The sequence below is a fragment of the Clostridium sp. 10cd* genome (assembly GCF_044336395.1).
In the GTDB taxonomy this organism is placed as follows: Bacteria; Bacillota_I; Bacilli_A; order Erysipelotrichales; family Erysipelotrichaceae; genus Clostridium_AQ; species Clostridium_AQ innocuum.
The window spans coordinates 1,471,997-1,487,475 of sequence record NZ_CP172347.1; the positions used below are offsets into that span (position 1 = coordinate 1,471,997).

14 protein-coding genes are annotated in these 15,479 nt (G+C 58.3%); all 14 read right to left on the reverse strand.

From position 1 onward, the window contains the following. Window positions 1-12: 12 nt before the first annotated feature. The 14 genes from ACG3M1_RS07315 to ACG3M1_RS07380 all read right to left on the reverse strand — a co-directional run bounded on the left by ACG3M1_RS07315 (window position 13) and on the right by ACG3M1_RS07380 (window position 15,479). On the reverse strand, window positions 13-717 hold the full coding sequence (locus ACG3M1_RS07315) for a hypothetical protein (RefSeq protein ID WP_395814857.1): 705 nt from the start codon (window positions 715-717) through the stop codon (window positions 13-15). Window positions 718-800: 83 nt separating this feature from the next. Then, window positions 801-1,109, reverse strand: a complete 309-nt coding sequence (locus ACG3M1_RS07320) for a hypothetical protein (protein WP_395814860.1) — start codon at window positions 1,107-1,109, stop codon at window positions 801-803. After that, entirely contained in the window at window positions 1,099-1,845 is a 747-nt protein-coding gene (locus tag ACG3M1_RS07325) for a hypothetical protein (protein WP_395814863.1), read from the reverse strand. The genes ACG3M1_RS07320 and ACG3M1_RS07325 overlap by 11 nt, the downstream gene beginning before the upstream one ends. A gap of 3 nt (window positions 1,846-1,848) precedes the next feature. After that, the gene (locus ACG3M1_RS07330; RefSeq protein ID WP_395815139.1) at window positions 1,849-4,044 is read right to left on the reverse strand and encodes a type IA DNA topoisomerase; all 2,196 of its coding nucleotides are present in this window, start codon (window positions 4,042-4,044) and stop codon (window positions 1,849-1,851) included. A gap of 3 nt (window positions 4,045-4,047) precedes the next feature. After that, window positions 4,048-4,626: a hypothetical protein gene (locus ACG3M1_RS07335; protein ID WP_395814869.1), complete on the reverse strand. Its 579-nt coding sequence runs from the start codon at window positions 4,624-4,626 to the stop codon at window positions 4,048-4,050. A 37-nt stretch (window positions 4,627-4,663) separates the two neighbouring features. Further along, a complete protein-coding gene (locus ACG3M1_RS07340) occupies window positions 4,664-5,542 on the reverse strand; it encodes a hypothetical protein (protein ID WP_395815142.1) in 879 nt (292 codons plus the stop codon). Between the two features lie 122 nt (window positions 5,543-5,664). After that, window positions 5,665-6,261 (reverse strand): hypothetical protein, encoded by a 597-nt coding sequence (locus tag ACG3M1_RS07345; RefSeq protein WP_303143912.1) that lies wholly within the window; start codon window positions 6,259-6,261, stop codon window positions 5,665-5,667. A gap of 3 nt (window positions 6,262-6,264) precedes the next feature. Next, complete coding sequence (locus tag ACG3M1_RS07350; RefSeq protein ID WP_395814875.1) at window positions 6,265-7,713, reverse strand: hypothetical protein; 1,449 nt, start codon at window positions 7,711-7,713, stop codon at window positions 6,265-6,267. Window positions 7,714-7,754: 41 nt separating this feature from the next. Continuing rightward, window positions 7,755-8,336, reverse strand: a complete 582-nt coding sequence (locus tag ACG3M1_RS07355; protein ID WP_395814878.1) for a hypothetical protein — start codon at window positions 8,334-8,336, stop codon at window positions 7,755-7,757. 114 nt (window positions 8,337-8,450) lie between these two features. Continuing rightward, window positions 8,451-9,554 (reverse strand): hypothetical protein, encoded by a 1,104-nt coding sequence (locus tag ACG3M1_RS07360; RefSeq protein ID WP_303143925.1) that lies wholly within the window; start codon window positions 9,552-9,554, stop codon window positions 8,451-8,453. Between the two features lie 30 nt (window positions 9,555-9,584). Beyond that, window positions 9,585-10,439 (reverse strand): hypothetical protein, encoded by an 855-nt coding sequence (locus ACG3M1_RS07365; RefSeq protein ID WP_303143927.1) that lies wholly within the window; start codon window positions 10,437-10,439, stop codon window positions 9,585-9,587. A gap of 20 nt (window positions 10,440-10,459) precedes the next feature. After that, entirely contained in the window at window positions 10,460-12,328 is a 1,869-nt protein-coding gene (locus ACG3M1_RS07370; protein ID WP_395815145.1) for a phage tail tip lysozyme, read from the reverse strand. Window positions 12,329-12,352: 24 nt separating this feature from the next. Beyond that, a complete protein-coding gene (locus ACG3M1_RS07375) occupies window positions 12,353-15,118 on the reverse strand; it encodes a VirB4-like conjugal transfer ATPase, CD1110 family (protein ID WP_303143931.1) in 2,766 nt (921 codons plus the stop codon). Beyond that, complete coding sequence (locus ACG3M1_RS07380) at window positions 15,039-15,479, reverse strand: PrgI family protein (protein WP_303143933.1); 441 nt, start codon at window positions 15,477-15,479, stop codon at window positions 15,039-15,041. The genes ACG3M1_RS07375 and ACG3M1_RS07380 overlap by 80 nt, the downstream gene beginning before the upstream one ends.

Consider the following 15,479-nt stretch of genomic DNA (forward strand, 5'->3'; position numbering starts at 1 on the left):
TCACATCCTTTCCTATCGGGTTTCTAGCCCGATGTCGTGTTTTCCCGCGCCATCCGCCATCTCGGCTGACGCGACCTTCATGGCCTGAGCCTCGCCCCCGAGGGTGATGCGGTCGTCACCGGGCATTCCGCGCGTACTGTGCAACTGGTGACACTCGATTGCCCTGTCGAAGCTGCCCGGTTCGGTCGCATCGAAACCGTAGAGATGGGTTTCGCCGATTCGGTCGATGGGGCACACCTGCTCATGCCCGAAGTAGTCGATGTAGGAGAGGACGCGGTTGCCCTTGCGGCTCACGCGCTCTTGGCAGCACTCGGGGTGCTCATGGACGAACGCGGCCACCGTGTCGGGAGCGAATCCATGCTCTTCTCGGTATGCACGATGACGGTCCAACTGCTCAATCTCCGCAGCCCGCATGGCCTCGCGCACGGCCTTCTCCTCCTCGATGGCCTGTCTGCGCACCGCATCGCGCTCTGCGACCTCGGTCGGGTTCATCGGTCGAAATGACCCGCAGACCGCATCCTCATCGAGCTTGTAGAAATCCGTCTCGTTGAAGAACTTGGAGGTGTGGTGCCACGACGATTCGTGGAAGAACCGCTCGAACACCTCATCCTTGTGCATGCCCTTGAGCAAGTCGGGGTCGAAGAGCATGTCGAACTCATCGCAATAGGATTGGATGGCCGCGACCATGGCCTTTTTCGTCCATTTGCTCTTCGGCATCTCGCCGTCCTCGTAAGCCTCAGCTGCGCGTCGCGACATCGAGTAGCCGATGTACCCGGAGTTCACATCCATCATCGGAGACCCTAAGAGAGGTCTGGGGTGAAGGAAGGCTGGCACTCATCCTTGCCGTCGGGTGCATCGGTGCCGCCGTTGGCGGAGAGCGCCTGAGATGCCCTGCGCATGGACTCGGCCATGGCTTTCAGGGAGATGCCCCTATCGACGAAAGCCTCGGGGGCACCACCGCCGCCGCCACCGTTCGGCTCGATGTTGTTCACCGCATCTGCAATCATCTCGTTGCCCGTCTCGGCGAGGCGGTCATGGAAATTGCTGAGAATCGGTTCGCCGTCGAGGTCGAGGGCTTCGAGTGCAGCATCCACGTTCTCATCGTTCACTTCGGAGACCGGCTTCCTCAAGGGCAAATTCAATGTCATCGCGGTACCAGAAGTCGGGGCAGATGACCTCCATACCGGGGGCGGAGATGGCGCGACCCTCAAGGTCCGCCGCCGCGCTGGCGAGGGAATCGTAGTAGGTGCCGTGACCCCAGTGCCCGGTCTCCTCATCGTAGCCGTGGGCGACGATGAACTCGCGGCTCCCGTCGGCCATCTTGTGCATCACGAGCGCGTCATCGCCGTTGCGGTCGATGGGGACGTGCTTCTCCTTCCACGCGGCGATTTCTGCGGCCTTGTCCATGCCGTTCTCCTTTCCGGGGGCATCGGCCCCATTTTCAGTCATGTGCGATTGCACGGCCTTTCTCACGTTCTCGGGGGTCGCGATGACCCAACCGTCCTCGGAGGCGATTTGAGCGAACACCTCATCGCGCGGGTCAATTAGCGGAGCATTCTCCTCGCCGTCCTCGATGATGGTCTCGATGCTGTCGGTGATGTAACCCGTGTAGTTCAACCCGCCCACGATGTCCTCGTACAGGTCGAAGTCGGGATTGTCGATGACCGCCAACAGGTTCGGGTCGTCGAGGTGGACGTATGTATTGGCGATGCTTCCCGTGTAGTTATATTCCCACCAGAACTCGCCGGTCTCGGGGTTGTATAGGTCCTTGCCGGAAGCCAGTGCCTCCTTAACCGCCTGCGGCGTGTCGAGGCGGATGACCTTGCCGTCATTCACCATGTCCATGCGCTATCTCCTTGTTTTGTTGTACTTGCCCTTGGGCTTGCTATCGAACATCGGCTCTATCGTACCATCCTTCTTGAGCTTCGCCTTGCAGTCGAAGGTCTTGCCCGTGGTCTTGGACTTGCAGCCCTTGAGGGGTACCGCCTTGCCTTCGAGCAGGGATGCGACCTGCTTCGGCGTGAATGTCTTGCCGCACCAGCCCAGCAGCTTGAATCCGCAGCCCGCGACCTGTTTCCAAGTCCCGTCCTCCTGCTTCTCGCTCTTGTTCGAGGAGCAGGTATAGAAGGGCTTGCCGGATTTCGCCTTGCGCTGCACCACGTCCGCGCCGCAGAGGGGGCACTTGCCCACGACTGTGGCCTTGGGCGCGATGCTCGCGCCGACATATGCCGTTTCCCGATGCCCGTTGAAGACCTCGATGACGCTGCGCTGCAAATCGTTCACATCCGCCTTGCCATCGGCGATGTCCTGCTGGATGAGCCACCAGCGGGCGGTCACGTCCGCGCCGCGAATCTCGGGCGGCAGGAGGTGGTAGAAGGCTCGCGCCTTGTCGGTGGAGCGAATCTTGCCCTTCACGTCCTCAAGGTACCCGCGTTCCTTCAACTTCTCGATGATGGAGGCTCGGGTGGCCGTGGTGCCGATGCCGCCGTGCTCGCCCTTCTTGCCGTCGTCCTTCTGCTTGAGGATGGCCTTGACCTCCGGGTCGGTGACGTACTTGGCGATGGATGCCATGTCGGCGATGAGGGTGCCTTCCGTGTAGGGTTTGGGCGGGGCGGTCTCCTTTTCGGTGACGGCGCACTCGATGCGCTCAAGGCGATGGTCGCCTTCGTCAATCCAAGGGTTGCCGGATGCCGCGTCATCGCCGTCCTCATCGGAGACGTTGCCGAACACGGCCTTGAAACCGGCCTCGCGCACGCGCCGCGCAACGGCTTGGAACTCCCCGCCATCGACCGCGAAGGCACTGGTGCTCACATCGTAGGTGGCGGGTGGGAGGAACTGCATGGCATAGCGCTCGACGATGGCCGTGTAGACCTTGGCTTCATCCCCGGTCATGTCGGCCACGGGGGCGCTGACCTCCTGCGGGATGATGCCGTGATGAGCGGTCACGTTCTTCTCGTTGAACGCCTTGGAGTGGATGAAGTAGTCGAGCGGCCATGTCGCCCCGACGTTCTCCATGGCCTGCGCAAGCACCACCGGTGCCTGCGCGAAATGCTCCTCCTTGAGGTACTGGGAGTCCGAGCGGTTATAGGTTATCGCCTTGTACTTATCACGCAAATCCTGCGTGATTTGCTGGGTCTTCGATGCGGAGAAGCCGTAGCGGCGTGACATGTCGGAGAGAAGCACCGTCAGGTTGTAGGGCAGGGGAGGGTTCTCGACCTTCTTCGAGATGACCGTGGAGAAGGACATACCCGAGCCGTCCAGCTTCGCCTTGATGACATCGAGGACATCGCGGTCGAAGACGTGCTTTTCACCGGCCAACATGTCCTTGTCCGGCTTGAACTTGAACACCGGTGCTCCCGACGCGTCTGCACAGCCGCCGGTGGCGGTCAGCTCGTAATACTTCCGGGTGACGTGGTTCTCTATCGCCTCATCGCGGTTGACAACCAGCCCGAGGGTCGGGGTCTGCACGCGACCGACGGAGAACAGGCCCCCGAGCCGCTTGGTGGCAAGGCGGGTCTCGTTCACGCCGAAGCACTTGTCCGCCATCTGACGGGCGTATGCCGCGTCACCGGCAGGGCGGCACTGCTCGTTGGGTACCAGACGCTCGAACGCCTTGACGATGTTCTTCTCGATGTTGTCGTTGACGTAGACGCGCAGCACCTCGCCCTCGTAGCCGAGGTAGTCCAACACCTCATCAACGATGAGCTGGCCTTCATCGTCGGGGTCACCGGCGTTGATGACGCACTCGGCCTCCGGCAAAAGCGAGTCGATGCGCTCCACCAAGTCTTTCTTGTCCTCGGTCGGCTCCTTCGCCCAATCGTCGATTTGGATGGGCAGCACGTCCAACGACCAAGGTTTGCCCCATGCGGGGTTCACCGCATCCGGCTCCACCAGTTCGAGCAGGTGACCGGCGCAGGCGATGACCGTGTACCCGTTGCCCGAGATGGGCAGCCGCGCAGTCTCGGACACCTGCTTACCGCAGATGGCGCGGGCGATGTCGCGTGCGAGCATCGGCTTCTCAGCGATTACCAGTTTTTGTCCCATGTCCTATGCCTCCTTTTCATGTCGAGTGGTGACATCGCCGCCGAAGAGCGCGATGCGAAGGGCCTCCTGACGGGAAATGGAATGCTGCACGGTTCGGTTGGCAGATGCGAGTTCGTCCGTCCTCTTCTCACAGAGATTCAACGCCTTAGCGTAATAACTCTGCACGTTGTCGAGCTGCTGATGCAGCTCGTCGATTTCCTCTTGAGCCTTATCGAGCCGCGCATCCCTGTCCTTGAGTTGCATCAGGAGACACGAGATGGACGATTGCAAGTTCTTGATTTGGCTATCCTTAGTTTCAAGTTGCTTGAGGAGCACGCTGCGCTCATCATAGGTTGCAGTGATGTCAGTCTCATCTGCCTGCATATTGTCATCGGTGGCATCGCCAAGGGCATCTGCATTTGCTTGGGTGCTGGCGTCGAGGAGGTGCCAGCCGTTAATCAGCCTGCCGGACTTGATGGCGTTGTAGACGGCTGAGGCGGAGCAGCCAAGTGCCTTCGCAGCTTTACTGCGCGAGGTGTATATCTCACCGGTTTCGACGACTATCACCGGCTTAGCCATACCGGCATCATTTTGATTTGCCATTTTGTAACCCTTTCTATTGGTATTTCAGTTGACAGCCTTAGCGGGACTGCTCGATGGTAGGGGTAACGACAGTCTCACCATTCACGGGTTCCTTCGCGGCACTGCGTGCGACTTCCACCTCTGATTTAAGACTGTACCCGTGTTGACCTGCGGTTTTGCTATTGACGATGCACTGCGGCTGACGTATAATGACGCTATCAAGGTCGTGAGCGACGGGGTGACAACGGAACAATTGGAGTTCCGCCAGTGCCTCCAGCTTACGGCCTTGTTCCATGTTGAAATAAACGAGTTTATCCGGTGTGATGCGCTCGGAGAAATACTTCGCGAAGTCATCCTTTCCATAAACAGAGAGGATGAAGTTCGTCTCAATCTCCTGTAACTCATAGTTGCCCTTGCCATCCGGCTTGATTGCCACAATCAGCGGAAGTTTGTCGCCATCGACCTCAGCGAGGACGGCTAGAAGGGCATCTTTACGGGAGGGGCTGTCACTGAGTAGCACGGGGTTTTCCAAAAGATAAGGCAGTCTCTTCATCTGGGTTATTTCAAGACCGTGCCAGTGATAATTCTCCTCGCTCTTGGGGTGAAGTGCGTCCATGAGGTGACGTTGGGTATAGAGCATCGGTTTCTGGCTGAAACCAGCCTCTATGAGCAGAGCAGGTGTATCACATACCTTGATTTGGTTAATTGGCTCCATGCCGCCGCAGGAGGCAAGGTCAACGTCATCGCCGAAGCGAAGGTACTCCGCGCACTTCGCGGCATGCCCCGTGTAATCCGGTGCCTTATCGTCGCCGTCTTTCAGATGCACCCCGCCGCGCGGGTCGAGGTAGGTGACGCGCTCGCCCTCGGGCATCGCAACCGAGTTCTCGTACTCGCGGATGGTCAGGATGACCTCTCGCTTGTTCATCTCATCTGGCATATGGCCTCCTTTCCTTGTGGTCTGATAGTTTCCCATATGTATAGTCGAGGCGGTTTCCCACCCTTCCAACAGCCTTCGGGTCGGGTTGAGAACCCTCCGGCCATTGAAAGCGTGGAAAACCGCTAGAACGATGTCACGATGGTCGGCTTGAGGTCCGAGGACAGCAGAGCGTCCATAAACGGATTGCCGCGCATCCTCGGCTTCCGCAGGTAAAGCCCATGCAAATGAGGTACGCCTTGGTCTACATGCGTCACGGCGGACATCAACGTGAGCCGATTCGCCTCAAGCACTGGGTGCAGGGTCTTGAAGAGTTTGCCCCATGTCTTTGCCGGGATTATCTCGGTATCTGTGTTGATGACAAAAGCACGGGCGTATTTCGCGGCCTTGCTGTTCATCAGGTTCGTGGTGCCATAGTGACTTTTGAGCTTGCTGAGCGCGAGGTCATGCAGAAGTTCTCGATGCTCGATGTCTTGAAAGCGCTCTATGAAGTCAAGTGTGAGCGTTTCTTCTTTTTTTCCGCGTTTCAAAGTCGCAGTGGTAGTTGGGAACCAGAAATCTGCGTTTTTTTGCGTCATCTCATTCGTCCACTTCTGCGCTTCATCGGTGCGGTAGAGGTAGTTCAGAAAACCGTAGAGGTGACGGCAATCATCGAACTCGTAATCGCCATCGCCCTCAAGGAAGAACTTATATCCCTCGTATTTGAAGAAAAGCCCGTGCATTCTCTACTCCAACTCCTCGCGCTCGACGGCCTTAGCGCTGTGGCTCTCGGAGCCAAGCTGGGCGGAAGCCTCGCGGGACTCCTTGGCTGCCTCGTGGACGGAACCGGACTTCGCGGCATCGTCCTTGAGGTTCATGGACATGCCCATGACCTCCTTCTCGCGCTTGATTTCGTCGAGGGTCGCGCCCTGAGCGGCGCTGATATGAAGAGCGCCAATCTGGTTCGCGCTGTAACGCGGGTCGGCGATGACATCAAGAATCTCATCTGTGACCCACTTCTTGTCGGCTGCGGCATGATAGATGGTCTCCATCTGGCCGGGTTTGAAGGTGCCGTCGGCGAAGCGCGTCACCGTCTGGGTATCCAGTCCATAGGTCATGCCGGTGCGCATGGCGTTCATGACTTCGGCGGGCTTGGTCGGGTCGCACAGCACGTCGAGCTGCTCGCTCGTGAAGCGACCACCAGAGATGGCCGAATAGAAGCCCCAGACCTGCTCCATGGAGAGGTCATGGTTCATCAGGCGCTCGATTCCCGGCTTTTCCATGCCTTCGGTGAGCGCCATGGTGATGACGTTCATGTGGTCGGCGGTGTAGGTGCCGTCCGCGTATTCCTCCAAGGCGTCCATGGGGACATCGGACTTGAGGGCGTGACGCACGACCTCCATCTGGCGTGAGTCGAGTTTCAGCCAGTCGCGAGGGAACGCGATGTCATGGATGGCGGTGGTTTTCATAAGCTCACGGGCCTGATGTAGATGCTCGGCGGTGTACTCACCGTTCGAGAGCGTCTTGAAGACATCCTTTTTATAGGGGCTTGCGTCGTGGTCGGCGAAGTCGGTATGCACGGCGATGCGGCGAAGCTCGCGCATCTGGGCATGGTTCAGGACCGGGTTCGCGATGTGTTCCCCGATGACGTCCGCATCGACGCCTACCTCGAAAGCCTTGCAAATTTGGTATGCCTGCCACTCGGTGTAGTCTCCCTGCGAGATGACTTTGGCTGCTGGCAGACGCATGTTCACGGGCAGGTTGTTGAGTGCCGTCATGACGTTCTCAATCTGGTGCCCGTTCAACGCGTCCTTGATGTCGCATTCGTCGAGCGGAAGCACCTCGAAGCCCGTGAGCTGGCCGTCGAGGCAGTAGCCGAGGTCTACGGGGACGTACTCACCGGACTCGATGATGTCCGAGTCGATTTCCGTCTCGGGCACGAGGCCCATGGTGGTGCGAAGGTCGTCTGCGTTGCCGCCGTAGTCGAGGATGGTGTGCATCGTCTCCTCGATGGCACCCAACACGTCCATGGTGTCCGCATCATCGGCCACATCCACGAGGCAGTAGCGGGGGAAGTAATCGCCGTCGATAGAATACCGTGCGATGGTCGTGTCGCTCGGTACAGTGTAATCGACGTTACCGAGGTCGAGGCGCAGCAGTTGCAGCACGTCGGGGATGTTCTTGTCGTATGCCATGGTGTTTTCCTACCTTTCTACCATGATGGCTTTCTATATATCTACACGATGGAGGGGTCTTCTCGTGCCGGTGAGCCGGTGTCGCGTCCCTCGGCCAGTTTCTCGGAGGCGGCACGCGATGCCTGAGCCTCCCCCTTGAGGGTGACGCGGCCATCCTCCGAGCGGGCTTCCTCGCGGCGCTGTCCCATGCGGATTGCGATGACCTCCTCCTTTACCTCATCAAGCTCGTTGTCAAGGGTCTCCGCGATGTCGGAGATTTCAGAGGTCATGAGCTGCATATCGTTTTTGAGCCAGTCAAGGGTCTTATGGCAGGACTCGTAGGCGCGGATAGCCTGAGACGGCTTCTCGAAACCGAGTTCGTCGGCGAAGGTATCTACGAGTAAGCCATCGACCGCGAGCGCGTCGCTCGCCAGCGCGGCGAAAACGTCCGTCGCGGTCGGCTGGCCGTGGACATCGGGGTTGGACTGGTACGTGGTGGTGAATGGCTCGATGCCGGGTTTGCTGAACTCGCAGGTGTACTTGCGGTGCGAGGGCGAGAAGTCACCCGGACCCTCGCTGATGATATTGAAGTCGAATTGGGAGAGGAGGTCGGCGACCCCCTGTGCGTCGTTGTAGTTTGGCATGGCGGCTCCTTTCCAAGGCTCTTGCGATTGCCCAATAATATATTATTAAAGGAAAAGGGACGGTACCGAAGACCGTCCCTTTTCGGTTGATGGTGACATTTTCTCGGTGAACGGTTAGCTACCCAGAAGCTCCTTCGCCCAAGTGCCGGACTTGATGAGGCCAAGTGCGAGCAACACGGTTACCGCAAGCCATTCGAGAATCGCCAACGCAGATGAGATGCTGAGGATGTAAGTGACACCTGCACCTGCTCCTGCGGCCTGCGCAGTCAACAGGAAGAGGATGGGAATGTCACTATGCGGAAGTGAGTTGACTGACAAAGCCGTGAGAACCGACGGATAGATGACAAGAAGGAACATCATGATAGCTCCGGCGAGTACGGCGGCTGCGAAGTTCTTGAGGAATCCGATTGCCATCTGTTTCGTCTCCTCGAACCCCATAAGGGCCATGGGAATTGCAGAGAACGCCGCAAGGACGTAAATCTGCCATGCTCGTGCATAAGCCACGACGAACGCGATGCAATAGCTGATTGCACCACCGAGTACACTCAAGAAAGAAACGAAGAACGTGACGAGACATGCACCTATGCTGAGCGCATCCCAAGTTTCCTGCTTGATTACATCTGTTGAAAGCTGCTCTTCAAAGATTGAGTTTCCGGGACTTGCTGTTCCGATTTGCGGAATGATGTCCTTGACGGCAATCTCATAGACCGATTGTAATAGTTCCAGCGAATTGATGATGAGCCAGTGCATCAACACATAAGTGACCGCAAGAAATACGATGTCCTTGACGGCTGGCAATGTGGAAGTCGCGTCGATACGCTGACTTATCTTCACGAGCTGAACAAGCATGAACAGAGCAAGAATGGACTCGGCTATGGGAACGATTACTGTCTGATGGATGGTCGTGGCGATATTAAAAGTACTGGCTCCCAATAGGGAGTCAAAAGGCGCAGTGAGCATAGAACTGCTACCGATGTTGCTCACGATTCCATCGTAGAGATTGAAGAGCATCGCAGAGCCTTCGAGCAAGAACCAGCAGACGAAGTTCTTGAGGCTTGAGAGCGGACTAAAGAAATCGAAGTTTGGTGCATCGGCATACACCGGCTGCGGAATAATAAGAGCCACAGTAAAGGCGACTAAAAGTGCAAGGGGCATGGCTTTTAGCATGTGTCGATGCCGATAGGCAAACGCCTTGGCTTTGATTGCTATTGATTTCAAGATTTCCTCCTTTCTGCTTGTATTCAAAAGCTACATCTCAAAATTATAAATGCCCTCAGACCGTTTGTAGATGACGGACACGGAAGCGGTGCCCGCACCGTTCGGCGAATCAGAGGAGCCGTCGCCGATTATGAAGGCGGTTGAGATGGTGTCTTCGTTATAATCAATGGCGCAGTTGCCAATCCACGTAGCGGTGGTCGCCACGGGGAAGTGGATGGAGCACCAGTCGCTCAGCTCCTTCTTCATCTCATCCGTATCACCAAGAAGTTCCGTGATTTCGCTGTTGAGGCCGGTGACGTTGATTTCCTTAACCGCGTCCTTGCGCTCATACGGCATGTCCGTGAGTTTGAACATGGAGGTGGAGGCGATGGTGCATTCACCGGCAGCCGCGTTGTCGGCGCTGATGACGAGCGTGAAAGTCGCGATATGGGTTCCAGTGTCAGTCTCGAACACAATGCGGTCGATTTCGCTGTCCGAACCGTTGCTGCCGAACTCGACGGTGGAGATAGCGTAGGAGTGGTTCTGCTCTTTGCCGTTCACAGTCTCCACGTAATAGTCATCGTGGAAGCGGAGCGTGTTCCTGCCATTGTTGGCGGAGAACACGCTTGCGCTCAAGGTCTCGATAAGTTTCTTCGTCTCATCATCGTATCCGTCGATGAGCTTCTTTTGAGAAGATGAAAGCTCGACGTTTTCTTCGGCATCCTTTTCATCATCAGACGTGCCTTGCTCATCGACGGATTCGGTCTTCGCCGTCTCCTCGGCGGCTCGCTGACGCGCCACGTTCATGGCGCTTGTGGCGGAAAAGCCGATGAAGACGATAAGGGCGAACAAGGCGAGAAGGGAGGCCTTCTTATGCTGTGAGACCAGTGTCTTTATCTTTTCCATGTGAGTCATCCTTTCTGCTGTTAGTGGACACCCGGTGGGAAACCCCATCGGGGCTGGCTGAGCTGGCCGTTATAGGCAATCCAGCTATCCAAGTCGGTGGTCGCGATGTGGCCGACGTTCTCCATGACCTTGCCGTCTCCTATGTAGATTCCGACATGCCCGTACCCGAGATGCCCGCCGCACCAGTTGCTATTGCTGGTCGGGGAGCGCTGCACGCCGATGACCATGCCGACTTTCAGTTGGCTGCGGTCGGTGCTGGTGCAGAAGCTCAGGTATTGGCAGCAGGCGTTCCCACCGGGGCGGGGAAGTCCTGCGTTCTCGTAGACATTTGACACCCATGCGGCGCAGTAACCTGCACCGGGTGACGGGGTGCGCTTGGCGGCATCCACGATGGCCTTTTGAGTTTCATCGGAGGCGTTGTAATCCTGTCCGCCACCATCGGTGAGCTGTTCGTAGAACGATTGGGCTGCGGGCAGGCGCTTGTTCGGGAAGGATGTCTTCGCAGCCCACGCGGCGGGACGCTCATAGCACGCCATGAAGCAGTATGTGGCGAAACCGACGTCGTTCGTATTCAGCCAAGCATCATAACTGACATCCATCCCGTTATATTGCGGCGCGGCGGCGTAATAATAACCGGAGTAGTGGAGACCGGTGCTCCAAGAGGAAGAAAGCCTCCTTATGAGGTATTCGGTTTGGGCACCGGCGGTGTTCTTGTCTTTACCGTTGGCTGAGCACCAATTCGCGAAGTCGGTGTAGTTGTAGACGCCCTGCGATGGGGCGTCGGTGAATTGGAATAAGCCGAATCCGTATTCGCCATTTTCCCCATGGTACTCGGAGGTTGGATTCCAATCAGACGATTCGCCCGAGATGTTGCCCATAACGGCGGCGACTTGCGTCGTGTTGAGACCTGAGTCGTAAAGCGCCTGTGCGACTTCAAGTTGGATACCGCTTAGATTATTGAGGTTTCCACTCTGATTGACGACATTATTACCTCCCATGCTACCGAGTAAGGAGATGAGAAGAACGAGACCAAGTAGAATGATTATAGGAATTGCGAGAGTGGACATTCCTAAACTAGCAAGAGGTCCGAGACCGCCTTTACCAGCACCCGGCAATATCTTGATACCGCGTTTCGTTATGCTTGCGGCTTTTTTTACATTCTCAGATGTCTTATATACGTTCTTCTTAAAGTATCCTGCGGCCTGAGCTTTGCGCTTCGCCTCTACCGTGTTCGCCGCCTTCTTCGCGGACTTCTTCTCGGAGAGCTTGCCGAGGCTCTTGTCAGGCGAGAGGGGGTTTTCCCCGCCGAGGCGCTTCTTCACGCCCTTCACGACATGGTAACCGGCCCTCGCGCCATCGTATACGTTATCCATGCCCTCAAGCTCGGAGCCTTGGAGGGTGTCGCTCACCGCACCTCTTGCAGCTGCCTTACCGGCACCTTTCACCGCGCCCTTGATGTCGAGGGACGCGGACTTGCCGCTGATGCGCCTGCCGATGGCGCGACCTGCGCGGTACGCGCCTTTTCCGCTGTTGTAGAGGTCGTCCGCACCCTCAAGCTCGGAGCCTTCCAGAGCGCCGTGAACGGCATTGTGCGCCATGACGGCGGCACCGGCTTTCCCGGCCCTGCTCTTTGGAGATGCCCCATTAGATGCGGAACCGCCTTTGCCGCCTTTCCTGCCGTTGGTGACGGCGGCGAGGGCGGCGCTGGCGGCACCGCCCGTTGCTGCCTTCTTGCCGACCGAGTAAAGGCCGCTCTTCAACGACTTCTCGCTCTTGTCGGCGCGGTCCACGATGCCGGTGTTGACGGCATCCGTCATCTCCGTCTGCAACAGGGATTGCGACATGTCCTGCTTCTGGCCGGATGTCGATACGAAATCAGATGGCTTCATTGACGTTCACCGTCCTTTCCCGGCTTAGATGACCTTGCCGTCCTTCTTCTTGGAGCCGATTTTCAGCTCCTTGGTCTCGTTGGGGTTGGTGCTGAACAGGTCGTAGAGCACGTTGTCAGACGGGAACTTGCCGCGAATCGGCACACGAGCGTTGCCAGCGATGAGCAGGCCGTCACCGGCCTCGGCGGATTCGTCGATGCACTCCTCCTCCTGCTCGGAGAGGTTCAGCAGCTCCACCCAGCGCATACGGTCGAGCGGGGACTGCTTGAGCAGCATGATGAAGTCGGCGTTGAGCACGATGTTCTGCGCGGCCTCGTTGTTGAGCATCGCAACCGCGTTCTGGGTGATTCCAGTCAGCAGCAGGCCGAACTTGCGCCCCTCGTTGGAGAAGCGCGAGAAGTAGTTGAGCACCGTCGGGTAGGCGAAGAGCGACTGCATCTCCTCGACGTAGAGCCATGTGCGGACGTTGCGCTTCGCGTTGAAGTACATGCGGTTTCGCACGGCCTCGCAGACGTTGATGAGGGCGAAGACCAGCATGGAATCCGGCAGGTCCTTGAGGTTGAAGTCCACGATGCGGGTGTTGAAGTCCACGTTGGACTGGCGGTTGAAGAAGTCCATGGAACCCTTGACGAATCGCTCATAGCGAAGGGCGATGGTCTGCGCCTGATGCTCGGGCTGCTCAAGGGCGATGTCGTAGAAGTCCTGCAAGGTCGGCGGGAGGCCGTCGCCGCGCTCCTCGGCACGCTGGAACGCAAGCTCCACGCAGCGCTGGATGATGGACTGGTCAACCTCGGAGAGGGACTGCCCGGACTCGGCGGCGGAGGCACCCGCCTGCGCCAGCATCGCGTCGATTTTGAACGCAATCTGCTCGGTGCGGGGCATGTGCTCCACGGAAACCGTGTCGAAGGGGTTCAGGAACGTATCGGTGCCCACGCCGAAGTGGTAGGTGGTGCCGCCGTAGCGCTCGGCGATGGCCGTGTACTCACCGGCGCGGTCGATGACGTAAATCTCATCCGTTGGGTTGGAGAAGATGGTGCCCGTCATCTCGGTCTTGGTGAACATGCCCTTGCCCGAGCCGGTCTTGCCGCAGACGAAGCCCATGGGGCTGGTCAGCTTCTTGCGGTTGCACATGACGAGGTTGCGGGAGTGCTTGTTCTGGCCGTAGTAGTTGCCGCCCGCATCGTCAAGCTCCTGCGTGGCGAAGGGCACGAGGATGGCGACCTGCGCGGTGGTGAACATGCGGCTAATCTCGACATGGTTGTGACCGAGGGGCAACACGGAGTTGAGTCCCCTGCGCTGCCGGTAGTCGTAGGTGTCCACCTCGATGGAGTTCTGCCGCGCGGTGGAGATGATGCGCATGACCTGAGCGTCGAGCTGCTGCTTGCTCTCCGCGTAGGTGTAAATCAAGCCGGTGAAGACGTAGAGGCGCTGGTTCTTGTTCTGCAAGTGGTCCAGCACGTCCTCGGTCTCCTCCTTGGAGTACTTGAGTTCCTGCGGCAGGATGGAGAAGTCGTAGCCCTTGTTCACGGCGCTGCGCTGCTCCTCGATTATCTCCTTGTCAATCCACGCGCTGCGGGTGCGCACGAAGTTGATGGCCTTGGACTTGTCCATGGGCTGCACGAACCACGTGACCGCCATGGGGAGCGGCAGGTCAACGATGTCGGCAAGTGCCCGGTCGGAAAGCTCGGAGCCGAACTTCTTCATCACGAGGACTTGACCGTACACGCCGTTATCCAGCTTGAAGCAGTCGTTGAACATGCCGTCCGGTCGCCAGTCAATCTGCGTCGGGGCGATGCAGTCCTTGGTGGTCTGCACGCGCTTGGCGGAGATGTCCTTCTGGTAGTCGAAGTAGAACGGCTTGTAGGGGTTCAGGAGCGAATGGATGACCGACAACCGCTGGGTGCCGTTCATCAGGTGGGCCTTCGACCCCATGGAGTTGAAGATGCGGCTGGATTCCGTCTCGATGCGGGAGAGCTGACGTGCCGCGTCGTCCGCCGTCTCGGCGGTGACCGAATAGGTCAGGTAGCGGTTGCGGCGGATGTTGGACACGCCCTCGCGCACCTTGTCGTTCAGGATGTCGTTGAACACCTGCGCGTCGTTGCGGGCGGCGTCGTTTCCCTGACGGGCGACATCGAAGAACTTGCGGTTGCCGACCTCCTCCTTGAGCAGCGGCGTGTTGATGACGCTCATCTGGACCAGCGTGTTCGCGCCGAACTGGTCATACAGTCGCGTGAGCGCGGAGAACATGGATTTCTGCTGCTCGTCGCGCACGGAGTGGTAACTGGTGTCGCCGAAGGAGATGGAGGAGGAGAACAGGCCCTCCTCGACCTCGCAGATGCCGTCTTGGTACATGCGGTTGTAGCCGATGTAGTTCACCACGTCCTTCGCGCCCTCGCGCTTGCGGCGTGCGTCCACCGTCTTCGAGGTGAGTTCCTTGTCGCGGTCCTTGAGTTGGGACTTCACGGACGTGTAGCTCTTGCGGGCCTCCTTCTCGGCCAGCTTCGCCTCCTTCTTGAGGCGTGCGACCTCCCGTTTGGCCTGCTTCTTTTCCTTGCGGGACATCTTCTTGCCCGCAACGACAGGGGTACCGGCGACGGAGCCGAGCGCCGCCACATCGACCGAGCCGTTATCGGCATCCATGGGGCGGTCGTTGCCGAACCCCTCCCCGGAGGTGTGGACGAACTGCTCGATGTCGAAGTTCGCCTCGGTGTCAGCCGATGACGCGTCCTGCACGGGGGGAGTAGGCTTCGATTCCCTTGAGGGCGCATTGCTTTCGATAGTGTTTCCCATAGACCCTTCCTTTCTTGACGTTCTTCCCATCGGGCGAGCCGATGAGACCGCTGAGTTGCATAGATGGGACGTAGAAGATGCGCTCCACGCCGAAGTTCGCCTTGAGCCAGAGCGCGGCGAACTGCTCGAAGGGCATCCCCTTCGGGCGGATGAAGCCGCAGCACCAGAACGGGAGGCTCACGGCGTAGATGAGCATCATGTTGTCGCCGACGTTCCAGCCCAACACGAAGTAGATGTAGAGGCCGGTGAGGACGGAGCAACCGAGCGCCCCCGCGATTGACGCGAGGGTGCGCCCGGTCATCTTGCCCACGACCTTGGGCTGGTACTCGGCGATGTCCTTATGTACCGCTACGGATAGCAT

What these genes read in the sequence shown, in the direction of transcription:
- ACG3M1_RS07325 (WP_395814863.1), bottom strand. Translation starts at nt 1,845, where the DNA reads ATGGACATGGTGAATGACGGCAAGGTCATCCGCCTCGACACGCCGCAG.
- ACG3M1_RS07330 (WP_395815139.1), bottom strand. Translation starts at nt 4,044, where the DNA reads ATGGGACAAAAACTGGTAATCGCTGAGAAGCCGATGCTCGCACGCGAC.
- ACG3M1_RS07335 (WP_395814869.1), bottom strand. Translation starts at nt 4,626, where the DNA reads ATGGCAAATCAAAATGATGCCGGTATGGCTAAGCCGGTGATAGTCGTC.
- ACG3M1_RS07355 (WP_395814878.1), bottom strand. Translation starts at nt 8,336, where the DNA reads ATGCCAAACTACAACGACGCACAGGGGGTCGCCGACCTCCTCTCCCAA.
- ACG3M1_RS07315 (WP_395814857.1), bottom strand. Translation starts at nt 717, where the DNA reads ATGCCGAAGAGCAAATGGACGAAAAAGGCCATGGTCGCGGCCATCCAA.
- ACG3M1_RS07370 (WP_395815145.1), bottom strand. Translation starts at nt 12,328, where the DNA reads ATGAAGCCATCTGATTTCGTATCGACATCCGGCCAGAAGCAGGACATG.
- ACG3M1_RS07380 (WP_303143933.1), bottom strand. Translation starts at nt 15,479, where the DNA reads ATGCTATCCGTAGCGGTACATAAGGACATCGCCGAGTACCAGCCCAAG.
- ACG3M1_RS07340 (WP_395815142.1), bottom strand. Translation starts at nt 5,542, where the DNA reads ATGCCAGATGAGATGAACAAGCGAGAGGTCATCCTGACCATCCGCGAG.
- ACG3M1_RS07350 (WP_395814875.1), bottom strand. Translation starts at nt 7,713, where the DNA reads ATGGCATACGACAAGAACATCCCCGACGTGCTGCAACTGCTGCGCCTC.
- ACG3M1_RS07345 (WP_303143912.1), bottom strand. Translation starts at nt 6,261, where the DNA reads ATGCACGGGCTTTTCTTCAAATACGAGGGATATAAGTTCTTCCTTGAG.
- ACG3M1_RS07365 (WP_303143927.1), bottom strand. Translation starts at nt 10,439, where the DNA reads ATGGAAAAGATAAAGACACTGGTCTCACAGCATAAGAAGGCCTCCCTT.
- ACG3M1_RS07375 (WP_303143931.1), bottom strand. Translation starts at nt 15,118, where the DNA reads ATGGGAAACACTATCGAAAGCAATGCGCCCTCAAGGGAATCGAAGCCT.